Origin of the sequence: Pleurocapsa sp. PCC 7327 (assembly GCF_000317025.1) — a bacterium.
Taxonomy (GTDB): Bacteria; Cyanobacteriota; Cyanobacteriia; order Cyanobacteriales; family Microcystaceae; genus Hydrococcus.
Genome location: NC_019689.1, coordinates 4,679,644 through 4,691,710, shown reverse-complemented (window position 1 = coordinate 4,691,710; position 12,067 = coordinate 4,679,644). Strand labels below are relative to the sequence as shown.

General features: G+C 34.3%; 11 protein-coding genes. All 11 read right to left on the bottom strand.

Features of this window, described 5'->3' with window-relative positions:
• Positions 1-3: 3 nt before the first annotated feature.
• From PLE7327_RS21085 to PLE7327_RS21035, 11 genes are read right to left on the bottom strand one after another with little or no spacing between them, the layout of a single operon-like run.
• Positions 4-684: a class I SAM-dependent methyltransferase gene (locus PLE7327_RS21085; protein WP_015145792.1), complete on the bottom strand. Its 681-nt coding sequence runs from the start codon at positions 682-684 to the stop codon at positions 4-6.
• Positions 681-1,754 carry a glycosyltransferase family 4 protein gene (locus PLE7327_RS21080; protein WP_015145791.1) on the bottom strand — a complete coding sequence of 358 codons (1,074 nt, stop codon included), beginning with the start codon at positions 1,752-1,754 and terminating at the stop codon, positions 681-683. Before PLE7327_RS21080 ends, PLE7327_RS21085 begins: the two co-directional genes overlap by 4 nt.
• Before the next feature lie 2 nt (positions 1,755-1,756).
• Entirely contained in the window at positions 1,757-2,629 is an 873-nt protein-coding gene (locus PLE7327_RS21075) for a glycosyltransferase family 2 protein (protein WP_217523246.1), read from the bottom strand.
• A gap of 60 nt (positions 2,630-2,689) precedes the next feature.
• Positions 2,690-3,793: an EpsG family protein gene (locus tag PLE7327_RS21070; protein ID WP_015145789.1), complete on the bottom strand. Its 1,104-nt coding sequence runs from the start codon at positions 3,791-3,793 to the stop codon at positions 2,690-2,692.
• Between the two features lie 2 nt (positions 3,794-3,795).
• The gene (locus PLE7327_RS21065) at positions 3,796-5,064 is read right to left on the bottom strand and encodes a glycosyltransferase family 4 protein (RefSeq protein WP_015145788.1); all 1,269 of its coding nucleotides are present in this window, start codon (positions 5,062-5,064) and stop codon (positions 3,796-3,798) included.
• Positions 5,061-5,885: a methyltransferase domain-containing protein gene (locus PLE7327_RS21060; RefSeq protein ID WP_015145787.1), complete on the bottom strand. Its 825-nt coding sequence runs from the start codon at positions 5,883-5,885 to the stop codon at positions 5,061-5,063. The genes PLE7327_RS21065 and PLE7327_RS21060 overlap by 4 nt, the downstream gene beginning before the upstream one ends.
• An 11-nt stretch (positions 5,886-5,896) precedes the next feature.
• Positions 5,897-7,885 (bottom strand): hypothetical protein, encoded by a 1,989-nt coding sequence (locus tag PLE7327_RS21055; RefSeq protein WP_015145786.1) that lies wholly within the window; start codon positions 7,883-7,885, stop codon positions 5,897-5,899.
• Complete coding sequence (locus PLE7327_RS21050) at positions 7,882-8,628, bottom strand: bifunctional 2-polyprenyl-6-hydroxyphenol methylase/3-demethylubiquinol 3-O-methyltransferase UbiG (RefSeq protein ID WP_015145785.1); 747 nt, start codon at positions 8,626-8,628, stop codon at positions 7,882-7,884. The genes PLE7327_RS21055 and PLE7327_RS21050 overlap by 4 nt, the downstream gene beginning before the upstream one ends.
• Positions 8,625-9,518: a hypothetical protein gene (locus PLE7327_RS21045; protein ID WP_015145784.1), complete on the bottom strand. Its 894-nt coding sequence runs from the start codon at positions 9,516-9,518 to the stop codon at positions 8,625-8,627. The genes PLE7327_RS21050 and PLE7327_RS21045 overlap by 4 nt, the downstream gene beginning before the upstream one ends.
• Before the next feature lie 23 nt (positions 9,519-9,541).
• Positions 9,542-10,384, bottom strand: a complete 843-nt coding sequence (locus PLE7327_RS21040) for an FkbM family methyltransferase (protein WP_015145783.1) — start codon at positions 10,382-10,384, stop codon at positions 9,542-9,544.
• A 12-nt stretch (positions 10,385-10,396) separates the two neighbouring features.
• The gene (locus tag PLE7327_RS21035; protein ID WP_015145782.1) at positions 10,397-11,752 is read right to left on the bottom strand and encodes a flippase; all 1,356 of its coding nucleotides are present in this window, start codon (positions 11,750-11,752) and stop codon (positions 10,397-10,399) included.
• Positions 11,753-12,067: the final 315 nt, after the last annotated feature.

The following is a 12,067-nucleotide window of genomic DNA, read 5'->3' as shown; positions in this document are numbered from 1 at the left end:
CACTTAAATAGATATTTTCTTTGCTACGATTACCTTTTGATTATTGATTGAATTGCGATCGCAGTTAATATTACGAATCTCAGCAGAGAAACCGCAATCCTTTAGTCTCTCCACAATATCAGAACCATAATTTCTAAAAGCCAGAACTTGTCCGCGTCCGCGAATTCTGTCTCCGTGATACTCCGGGTCAAGTATATGCTCAATCGTACCATCGGGTTTTTGATAACATCGTTCAACAGTTGTTAAATTATCTGATAAAGGTACGGTGAAAATGAAATATCCGTTTGTTTTTAAAATCCGGCAGACTTCGCAAAAGCCTTTTTTATCGTTCGGTACATGTTCAAAAACCTCAGTAGAAGTTACCAAATCGAAAGATTCATCATTGAGAAGAAGATGTTGAACATCTTGACATACTATAGAATTTTTAATTAATCCTGGTGGAACATCGTCAAAATATTCAGAGTAGTAAAAGTTTTTAAATTGGCTTTTGAGGTATTTATACAAAGCACCTCTAGAAGATAGTTCGTAAACAAAAATGCGCTCGGATAAATCTAATGATTTGATAACAAATCCAACTGCTCTATGGATCTTGGTAGATTTACAATTAATACAACGAGTACCAAAGTTATCTTTATTTATCTTAATAACTGGAAACCCACACAAGTTACAACTTCCAACTATCATACCGACATATTTTTTTGTAATTTAGACTTAGTTAATTCGAGATAAAGCTGAAAGTAATTGCGGCACATTTGCTCAACATCAAACTTTTCTTTTACTTTTAACTTTGCTTTTATTACTTTAGTTTTTATCTCATTTAATTTTATTATTTTTTGATTTAAATCATCGATATCGTCAAGCTTAAAAAAGGTTACTTCATCTTCTTCAAACATTTCACGAAATGTAGGAATATCAGAACATAGGATCGGAATTTCCAAAGCAGCAGCTTCGGTTAATGCTAAAGGACATCCTTCCGAACGAGATGGAAAAATAAACACATCACTATGAATAGCAGTTTCCCAGGGATTCTCTTTATAGCCTACAAAATTGCATCTATTGGTTACTCCTAATTCGCTTGCTAGGTTTCGTAAGCGATTTATATCTTTTTCATTACCACCTATAGCTATTAGATAACAATTTTTATTTATTTTTAATAATTTAATTATCTGTTCAATTCCTTTTCTTTTATTGAGAATCGATACTGTCGAGATTTTAATGTAATCTCTATTTGAGTGATTAGAAATATTATTTTTGTTGAACGCGCTATTAACAATTGGTACTTGAATTCCATTATAGATAGTTTTTGTATTATTAAATCCTAGCTTTTGATAATGCTCTTCCATTGTTTGAGATATACAAACTGCTAAATCCAAGTTGCGGCAGGCAAAATTCCATATATTTCCAAAAATCAAAGCAAATATAAGGCCTCGATCGTAGCTTAATTCTTCTATATGATAACCATGTATTGTCGTAATTGCAGTAGCATTTATTTTATTTTTATTTAAATAAATATATAGGTCTGGTTTTAAACCATGAGAGTGAATAATATTATAGTCATTTAACTCATGACAAAACTCAGTGAATTTAATTTTTTGAACGGGAACCTTAAAATTTAAGATTTTTTCAGAGGGAGAAGTTTCGCCAAAGTAAAATACCTTAATGTCACAAGTTTTAGCAAGATTAGTAGCTAATAAAAAAGCAATCCTGGTCATGCCGCTATATTTTAATCTGGGCAAAACATAAGCTATTTTCATAATTAAAAGTTTGTCATTTTTGAATTTGAACCATTAAATTTTACAAAGGTTGTAATATTAAGCCATCTTTTTAAAATTCTAATACAAATTACACAAAAAGAAATTAATTTTTCAACAGAAGATTGTTTTAAGACTTCAACTCTTGCTCTAAATTCCTCCTGCAATGCCAATTTAATATTGGCAGAAAAACCACCAAGTAAAAATAATGCAATAGTTAAATCAAATTGTTTTGGCTCAGATATTTGTGCCAACCTAAGCCAAAGATGATAATCCATTGCACATTTGAAACTTTTGTCAAAACCACCTACTTCTTGAAATAAACTCCTTTCAGCAAAAACTGTTGCATGAGGAATAATATTAGCTAAATGCAAGATTCTTTTACTATACTTGGGTGGATGGTAAAAACTAACAATATCACCTGTGGAGTTTACTAATGCTTGATTACCAAAACACCATCTCCATTTTTCATTTTTATATGATTCAACAATTTGTGACACTATGTCCTGAGAAGCAAATCTATCTCCTGCATGAAGATGAGCGATCAGAATGCCTGAAGACAGGTTTATCCCTTTGTTCATAGCATCTGCAATTCCTTCATCTGGTTCGCTAACCCAATAATCTATTTTGTCTTCGTATTGTCTAATAACTTCAACAGTTCCATCAGTTGAGCTACCATCTACAATAATATACTCGATATTTTCATAAGACTGACCGATAACTGATTGAACTGTTATTTCCAATAAATCTTTTCTATTAAATACTATAGTTATAATAGAAATTAATGGCTTGGTTTCCGTCGAAAATTTAAATTTATTTTGAGTTTGTAGTCCACCTTCTTTTAAGGGTAGAGTAAGATTTAAGTCTGTGCTTTTCATATTCATATGATAATCTAAAACTAGATCGACATGCTTCTTGGCATCGATGGAAAAATTTTCTCAAAGTGAAAATCTATAAAGCCCATATCGATCGTATCCTATGACGATAGCGTAGACCGAAACCCAAAAAATTGCTACGATTGAAAAAACAATCGTTAACTGATGATATTTTTTGGGTATGAGTTCTAAACTAATCAAAATATTAGATATTAAAAGTAATGAATCTGAGATGAAATTTAATCTAGAAGAAATCCAGAAAAGTCTAAAGGCTTCCAAGGCAAATTGAAAAATTACCATAGTAAAACTAAATAAATAAAAAAACCAGATTTGACTTCTAAAAAAATAGAGCCGATTCCAGGCATTTATAGCAATGAAGTATAAAATCATTCCTATAGTAAGCAATCCCATGCTTCCTTCATCTCTCCATCCTGCTTTACCGGAAAATGAAGTGTATGCTTGATACTTTGTATAATATAAAGACTCTTGTCCGGTAAGTCCTGAAATTAGCTCATATCCTAATTCAAAATTAGAGGCCAGCACAAAAACTAAAAGGTAACTACCTATGACAATCAAGGCTTTAATTATTTTATTTCTAAAAAAAACGCTAATAAATAGTGGAAAGTAAATAGCTGTACTTGAATGAAATAAGAAACCACAAAGATAGATTACTAATGCTCTAAATGGCTTGTTTTTAAATAAGAAACCCATGCCAAAAAAAATAATAGCAGTTGACAGCAGCTGCCTTAACAAATACAAATTAAGCTCTCCACCAACTGGGACAAAACCAAAAAACAAGCTGATGACTATGGCTTTATTTTTCGGAAGAAAAACTTGAAATAAAAAAGTAACTGCAACTAAAAAAACTACGACAGTAATCCCGTGAATTAAAGTTAGTGATAGATTAGCTATTTTGGCAAAATATAATAAGCTTGCGTATCCTCCCTCTAAACCCATGAAAGGCTCAAATCCCAATTGTTGCACTGACTCGTAAATCCTTTCATAGTTTATAATATCAATAGTTTCAAGAGATGAAAGAGAGTATTTCAATCCAGCCAAACCATAGGCTAACCAGCATACAAGTTTTGATTGAGTAAATACATAACACAAAACAACAATTAAATACAAACACTCGAATAAGACAAATGGAGTTTCTGCTTGAAACATGATTAAAGTTGAATTTGTGAGTTTTTTGGGCTACAAAGCCGACTGAATAATGATAAATAGCGCTTTGTCTGTAATTCTTGACTGAATTCTTGTTCAACTTTCTCGCGAGCGCGATCGCACAATTTTCTCCACCCTTCCCTATCTTCTAACACCCAAGTAATCCCCTTGGCTAAATCACCTACTTCATAAGGTCGAGCTAGGTATCCATTTTGCTTGTGTTCTATCATATCGGACATTCCACCAATCTCAAAAGCAACGCAAGGAGTGCCGCAGGCTAAAGCTTCCATAATCGTATTGGGTAAATTGTCTTGAAGTGAAGGAGCAACAAAAACATCTGCTGCCGCATAGACCAAGGATAGAGAAATTTCATCGCTTAACTTTCCTAAGTAGTTAGCCTTAAAACCAAAATTTGGAGGTTCCACGGGTTGGGAAGCGCCAAAACTAACTAGCTCTATTTTCTCTTGCCATTGAGATCGATCGAGCGTTTGCAAAGCTGGCAATAGTAGATGAAAACCTTTCCGGCGATCGCTCGTTGCATTAACCGCGCCAAACAGTATGATTTGTTTATCTATAGGCAATCCCAGCAGATTTTTAGCTAACTGTTTATCAATTGGCTTATATCTTTGGATGTCTAAACCGTTAGGAATCACTTCTATCCGAAAGTTTTGAAACAGAGAACTCTCTTGAGCGCATTTAGCTAACCAGTTACTAGGCGTGACAATAGTAAGATTACAATTGTTCCAAGCTTTTGCTTTGCGCTGCCAAACCCAACGGGATATATCCCATTCCCTAGTGCTACGTAATTGGGGACAAGCACCACAGGATTTAGTGTAGCGATCGCAATCACTACTATAGTGACATCCTCCAGTGAAAGGCCACATATCATGGAGCGTCCAAACAATCGGTTTTTTGAATTTTGCTAGAGTTTCAAGCCGTAGATAGCCCGCGTTAATCCAATGTAAGTTAATAATATCAGGGTTAATTTGAGCTACTTGAGAAGCAACAGTATCTGGAAACCATTGGAGGGAATAAGTAACGCGATCGCGCCCAGAATATAATCCTAGAGGCAGAATATCCAAAGAAGGTTTTAATTTAGCCAGTCCTTTTTGGAATTTAGTTGCCGAAGTAATAACAGTCTCTTCGTCACTCAATTTACTTTGTACTAGCATTTGAGAATCGATACCAGTTCTTCGCAGTGCTTGATGAAGTCTGTAAGCTGCTTTGGCTGCCCCTCCTTGCCAGTCATAGGTACTTAGAAGTAAAATTTTCATGGCTTAATCGCTTCCATAAACAAGGAATCTGGTTTGCGAACCTTGCCATCTACTATATCCAAGTTATAGCTATTAAAATCTAAAATTCTGCTCTCATCAGCACGACAAACCCGAATATCTACAAACCCTGTTCGTTCAAGCAATCTTCGTAATGAAAAGCGATCGTACATCCAACGGTGAATTTCACCCGAATTACGAAATAACCCTTCTTCTAGTGCCTGTTTGGCTTCACTACCTGCTACTATAGTGACTAAATATTTAGCAATATTGTTTCGCACTTTTTGGATTAGCCAAAATAAATTTTCAGCTTTCAGTTTCTCCCATAAAGATTTTTTTGCTAATTTCCTTGCTGCATGATTTTCTACTTCGTAACCGATACGAGAGAACACGAAATCTTTGTTGAGAATATTAGGATTGTCCAAAAAACAAGCCATTTGTCCTCCTCGAAAGCTACGAACTACCTGATCGTAAAGCTCTAGCATCATCCAATCATAATCTAATTCAGCTTCCTTAACACCAGCTTCAACCTTTTCTAAAGCTTTCAAATATTCTCTAACTATCGCTTCAAGATTGGGAGCGACAACTCTAATAACACCTTTTGGTTTAAGGATACGCCAAGACTCGGCTAGCAATTGATTTGCTTCTTCTTGTTTGAGGTGTTCGATTACATGAGAACTATAACAAGCATCAAATTCAGCATCAGGATAAGGCAATTTTTTTCGGATATCGCAAACTTTAACATCTGGTGAAGAAGAGACTATATCAACATTCACCCAAGCTGAATGAAATACAGTACCACAACCAATATTTAATAGTTTCATATAACAATAGATTATTTTGATTGAAATTTTATAGCTTTTATATATCTTTTAAATTTCGATTGAATTAAGTATAGTTTTAAAAAAAAACTTGCTATAGAACCACTGAGAAGTGCTGATGCTGGCAGCCAGGCAAAATTACTTTTGTTTTTTCTTAAAATCAATAATTTAATAGCTTCATGGATATGATAACAAGGAGCAATTCTATAATAAATAGTTTCGGCTTGATCTTCGGACAATAAAAAACTACCAAATGTTTGTGCTTCTTCAGGAGTTGGATGCTCGAAAAAAGCAGTCATGAGCAATTCTGATATTCTTAGAAAATAATTAGCTTTGCATAAAGATTTGTCTACTTTAAGAGTAAAATTGTCAACCCACTCTTCTAAAACTCTTTGGTATGTTTCTATTCCCCATTTAATTGCTAATTCATTTTGTTTCGACCTTAAAATTGGCCTGTAACTATCACTACTTTTCTCAAATTTTACTGTGCTGCCATGATCGGCAGATACTAATACTTCAATTAAACCTCTGTGAGAGCATAGATAATCTCTTTCTAAAGGTCGGTCTGGATCGGAAAAATAGGCTAATAATCGATCGATAGGATAAGCTTTTAAACGCTGGGATAAGCCAAAATAAAATCCGCACACACCATTTTCCGGGTACATATCCACAGTTGCAAGTAGGTTACTAAGCGATCGCTGAAGCCTTCCATTCCAACCGATATCAACTATCCCAAAAGGTACTCTATCGCCTAATCCTTCTTCACAAAAATAACCAATCACATTCAATCTATACTCTTTTGCCCGGGTTACAATGCGATCGCATATTTCAACCTTTTGAAATAAGCTTTTTAAAGCTTCTCTTTGGCGCTTGTTTAAGTTTATATTCCAAACCTCTTCTAAAAAGCCATTTTTAACAAGACAATCTTTTATCTCTTCTGGGTTAAGATTAACCCTTTCACAGACTGACTTTACTGATAAAAATAACGTTGGATCGAATATCCAGTCTAGTTCTTTTTCTGTAATTTCTTGAATAGCTGGAAAGTGCCATGCTTGCCGAGAACCGTACAAATATCGACAATCAATCTCATAATTCCAATTATGACAAATAATCTTAGCTATTTTTAGTAAAACTTGACCATCTCTAGCAACGAAATAGAGTCTTTTTATCCCTAGATGCTGCGCCTGTTCTAAACACCAATAAACGAAACCAAACAAGATTGGTGCGATCGCACTTGCTGCTGTATCCCAAATAACTTTTTTGTGTAAGCTATTTTCCTGACATTGCAGGCGGGTTAACCTACTCGTTCCAGCTAATAGCGAACGGAATTTTAGAGGCACATCTATTGCTTCGGATACTAGCTTTTCATAACGGTTTAGGTGAGTTTGAGTGAAATGTTTAGTTTGAATACCAAGCTTTTTAGGAACTTTAACATCGGAATATAAATTGTCTCCTATGTGAGTCAACTGATATGGTTTAAGATATTCTTGATCCAAACATCGCTCAAACAGTTTCCGCGAGGCTTTAGTCAATCTCATTTCTGAGGATAAATACAATCGGTCGCCATCTTCCCAAAGCTGATTTTTTTGTAGAAAAAGTTCGATTGCCTCTTTAGGGAGATACATATCTGAAATATAAATTATTTTTTCCCGGCATTGATGAAGTTCTTGAATTCTTTTTTTTATTTCTGGAACAGGACGTAAACTTAAAAGTTCTAAATCTATTTCTTGTTGGATAACTCTGGCAACAGTATCTGATGACCAATCTAGGTATTCGGCGAGGGGTTTATATATTTCTTCAATAGTTACTTCTTCTGTCACCGATTTTTTCCTGGCTTGTCTTTCAGCTTCCACTCTCAAGTTCATCCAAGCTTCTACTGAAATGGTAATTAGTTTTTTTTGCTGGAGTTGGTTACCCAATTCCCAAAACAGGTCGGTAGGTTTAGCCCAGATACGAACTAGGACTGTATCAAAAACATCGAACGAATAAACTACTGTTTTCATAAAGTTTTTTGTTTTTCTGCTGTTGCTAAAAGGTTAAGCGACAGAGGAATGTTTTTCCCTTGTTCCCAGCCTAATTCGGCTATCATTTCCAATCTTCGGAGACTACGAACTAAAAGAAATAGTAACCAATGAAGAAAGGGTTTAACTTTTATCAAACCTTTAATGCCAGGATTTTTAAAAAATTCAGTCTCATAAATTTCAATTTTCTCAAAACCAGCATTAAATAGCAAAAAGTCTAAACTATGTTCTGTAAAGCTAATATGATGAGTCCAGTCATTGTAACGCCATCGGCTTGCTAATCCCGAATTGGCATTAGGAACAGTACAAATTAGTTTACCTCCCGGTTTCAAAGAAGTTTGAATAGCTTTAACAAATTCTAATTGTTTTTCGTGGGGAATATGCTCGATCACATCCAAGCATAAAATCAATTCATAACTATTGTTTTTTTTAGCTAGATATTCAATAGAATTAGCGACTTTAATAACTTTTATTCCTTTCTCAAGACAAGATTTAACTTGTGCGTCATCAATTTCAATTCCTTTTACATCTAAATATCCCATGTCTTGTAATGCTAGTAAGGCAAACCCCATGCCGCAGCCAATGTCTAATATAGAAAGATTTCTATCAGCAGGTAGAAATCTAGAAAACATGCTTTGATAAAAGGACTTCATACTTTGAGTATGCTGGGGTGTATCAGAATGCCATTTTAGATAGTAGCGACTGTAGTCGAGTTTTTGGTTCATAATACGGTTTTCCGAATAAGTTGTTTAATTTTACTAACCAAACTAAATTCAGAGCCATTCAGAAAGCTTAAGAATTTTTCATCAAATTCTTGATTGGGAATCATATTCAAAGGTTTTACTAGGGGAAAGTCTAGACCTCGAACTGGAATAGAAGCAAACTTACTCTTGCCTTTTGTGTGAGTAGCATCCGATCTAAAACCAATATTCGTTACTAGATTGGTTTTGGGAATAATAGAAAGACTTTGATGGGCTACACAACTAAAAGCCCATTGACCATCCCAAGTATCTATAAGACTATGATAATTATTTTCAAAAACTTGATAAACATTTTGCTGTTGGCTACCAAAATATTTAAGATCTTCACTATGCTTATATTTTGACCATAACTTCATTTCAATATCATAATGTTGCCATGCCCTTTTCCAGGTTGCCCATCCCCAAATTGGGACTAATCGAGAGAATAAAAAACTTGATTTCAAATCGCTAATTGGTGTTAGATTAGTTCCAGCAATATGCCAAACTTTTTCTTCGTCTCGATAATATTCGAGTAACTCTTCACAAAACCGAAAAAAGCTAAGATGAGGAATGCAATCATCTTCGATGATAATTGCTTCTTCAACTTGACTAAATACCCAATCCAATCCACTCGATACTCTTTGCTTGCATCCTAAATTAGTGTCAGAATAATTAGTCAGAACTTGGCAATCCCAGTCAACGCGCTCGATAACAGCTCTAGCATCAGCACATTTTTTCTTATCATCAGGTCGATTTTTACGAGGACCATCTGCGACAACTAAAAGCTTTGATGGTTTTGCCTGACGAATAGCTTCAAATACTCTCTTAGTCGTATCTGGTCTATTAAATATCAGGAAGGCGACAGGTGTTCTCATTGCTAAATTTTGAGCAAAAGTAATTAAACTACGATATCCATCTTTTTAGATACGCAATTTAATTTTTTATGTATTGCTACTATATTTTGAAAAGCATAAATTTCACAAAAGAGTGGATTATACTTTTCTAATGGAACAATTCCGTCAGGAAGCATTCTAAACAATGTATATTCGGATAATATTCCATAAAAATCTTTAAAAAAACTTCTACTAACAACATTCATTTCATTAAACTCAAATTGAATTATTTCAACAAGATTATTTTTTATTGCCTCATAAAGTCCTTCTAGAACGCTATACTCATTACCTTCAACATCAATTTTAATAAAATTAATTTTTTTAATATTTTGCTCTTTGATAAAGCTATCCAAATTTATAACTTCTATTTCATATTCAATAAATTTGCTGCCATGAATTTCTTCTATAACTTCACTAAAAAGAGAAGCATGTTGCGATCCATTTAATTCCTCGTAATCATATAATTTTAATTTTGCCTTTTCTTTGCCGCAGGCTAAATTGAAAGCACAATAATTATGTAATTTTGCATGCTTTTCTAGAATTTTAAAAGTCTTAGGATGAGGTTCAAAAGCGAAAAGTTGTGTATCTGGTCTCATTTTTTTGATTAAATTTGAATACTCTCCTATATTGGCTCCTATATCTAGGACAACTGCATTCTTGTCAAGATTTTTTACAACTGTTGCTAGGAAATTATACTCTCCACTAACTCGCTTGTTTTCATAATTTAAAATACCTAAACCATTTAAGCTTAGTTGATATAGAATTTTATTTAAACGATAGAATTTTTTTCTTGCGAACACCCATCTTAATAGAATCCAAATTTTTTGTTTAATTTTACTTTTCAACATAATGACATTTTTTTAAACTATATATTTTTTTAACTGACTGAGGTAGGTTAAATTTTTAGAGATTCGTAGCGGCACAAATAAAGCCTTAGTTAGCATCCAGCCAGTTTTAAAGGTAAAAGGACAAATAAGACATAAGACATGAGAAGCAATGGCATAAGATATGATAGTTGCTATTGCTGCTCCCACACCACCATAAGATGGGATTAATAAAAAATTTAATACGATATTAGTTCCAGCTCCCAATGATGTTGATATAGCGCTAAACTTCGTCAAGTTTTCTGCCATCCACCATTGGCTAACAGCGACACCTAAAAATACAAATAGTCCTGCCCAGATGTGCAAGGCTAAAATCTCTCCTGCTCTTTTGTAAGGCTCGCCTAACAAGGCAGTCATCAAAATTTCTGAGCCAAATGTCATCGGTATTGCCACTAATAATGAAATCCATGCCATTAAATCGTATAGTTGTTGTAATTTAGAATAATATTCGTGCTTACTTCTGATTTTTGCACGAAGAATTGCTGGAAATACAGAAGAGCAAATTACCATTGGAATAAAATACCAAACTTCTGATAATCTCACTGCTGCTGCATAATTCCCTACCTCTTCATTGCTTGTCATATTACCTAGCATTACTTGATCGATTTTCATATAAAGAGCAATCGTTAGACCAGAAAAGATGAGCGGCCATGAATCTTTAAGCATTTCTATGGCTTTTGACCCATTGAATTTCCAGCGTAAAATTGATCGATCGCTCTTTGTATAAATCCAAATCATACCAATTGCCTTTAAGATAACATCTGCCAAAATTAACCAAACAAATGCTATCAAAGGAAGTCCAAGTACGATAAATAATATCCGAGCTAATGAACTTAAAATTAGTTGAAAGCTTCTCGTTATTGCGATCGCACCTGACTTGACTTTTGACTGAAACCAATAATCAATCGCATCAAAAGAGCTAAATAATAATCCAACAGCAATAATGAGAATTATCCAGCGAAGTTGAGAATCATGGTTGAAAGTGAAGGCAGCACAGCCAACCAAGACAATCGTCACTAAACTACCAATAAGCTTCAGTACAAAAGCCGTACCTAATATTTCTTGGATTGACTCTTCTTTTTGGACTAAATTGCGGATTACGATTCCATCCAACCCTAACTTAGCAATTGCCTCAAATAAACTCACAAAGCTAACACCGTAACTGAGTTTGCCGAAGCTTTCCGTTCCAAGATATCGGATCGTATAAATCCCCACAAATAAAGACATTACAATCGTGAAGATTTTTTCTACCGATAGCCATCCTATATTTCCAATCACCTTGCGTAACTCAGGGCTAAGCTTTTGATTGACCTGAGCCAATTTTTTAAACATCACACTTTGCTACAGCTACCATCAGTCTCGTTAATTTTAATTCTTGTTCCTAGCAGAGAGTATATTTGCATAACATTATGTCTGTCAAGATTGAATAACTTTTATTAAAAATTAACAGATTATTGGCTGATAACACACTTTGTTCCGAACCTTTCTATATCGACGTAATGGAATCTAGGAGGGTACAACAAATCCGCTAGCGCGATCGATCGCAATCCTAAAAAACCTACCTAATTCGTTCAACTGAACGACCTAATGCTGCTGCTATTTGTTTCACGCTTAATTCCAATTTTGGCTTGGTTGCACTAGGGCATT

Excerpts from the sequence above, each read along its gene's own strand:
- PLE7327_RS21075 (WP_217523246.1), bottom strand. The coding sequence starts at position 2,629 with ATGAAAAGCACAGACTTAAATCTTACTCTACCCTTAAAAGAAGGTGGA.
- PLE7327_RS21050 (WP_015145785.1), bottom strand. The coding sequence starts at position 8,628 with ATGAACCAAAAACTCGACTACAGTCGCTACTATCTAAAATGGCATTCT.
- PLE7327_RS21045 (WP_015145784.1), bottom strand. The coding sequence starts at position 9,518 with ATGAGAACACCTGTCGCCTTCCTGATATTTAATAGACCAGATACGACT.
- PLE7327_RS21055 (WP_015145786.1), bottom strand. The coding sequence starts at position 7,885 with ATGAAAACAGTAGTTTATTCGTTCGATGTTTTTGATACAGTCCTAGTT.
- PLE7327_RS21065 (WP_015145788.1), bottom strand. The coding sequence starts at position 5,064 with ATGAAAATTTTACTTCTAAGTACCTATGACTGGCAAGGAGGGGCAGCC.
- PLE7327_RS21060 (WP_015145787.1), bottom strand. The coding sequence starts at position 5,885 with ATGAAACTATTAAATATTGGTTGTGGTACTGTATTTCATTCAGCTTGG.
- PLE7327_RS21035 (WP_015145782.1), bottom strand. The coding sequence starts at position 11,752 with ATGTTTAAAAAATTGGCTCAGGTCAATCAAAAGCTTAGCCCTGAGTTA.
- PLE7327_RS21070 (WP_015145789.1), bottom strand. The coding sequence starts at position 3,793 with ATGTTTCAAGCAGAAACTCCATTTGTCTTATTCGAGTGTTTGTATTTA.
- PLE7327_RS21040 (WP_015145783.1), bottom strand. The coding sequence starts at position 10,384 with ATGTTGAAAAGTAAAATTAAACAAAAAATTTGGATTCTATTAAGATGG.
- PLE7327_RS21085 (WP_015145792.1), bottom strand. The coding sequence starts at position 684 with ATGATAGTTGGAAGTTGTAACTTGTGTGGGTTTCCAGTTATTAAGATA.
- PLE7327_RS21080 (WP_015145791.1), bottom strand. The coding sequence starts at position 1,754 with ATGAAAATAGCTTATGTTTTGCCCAGATTAAAATATAGCGGCATGACC.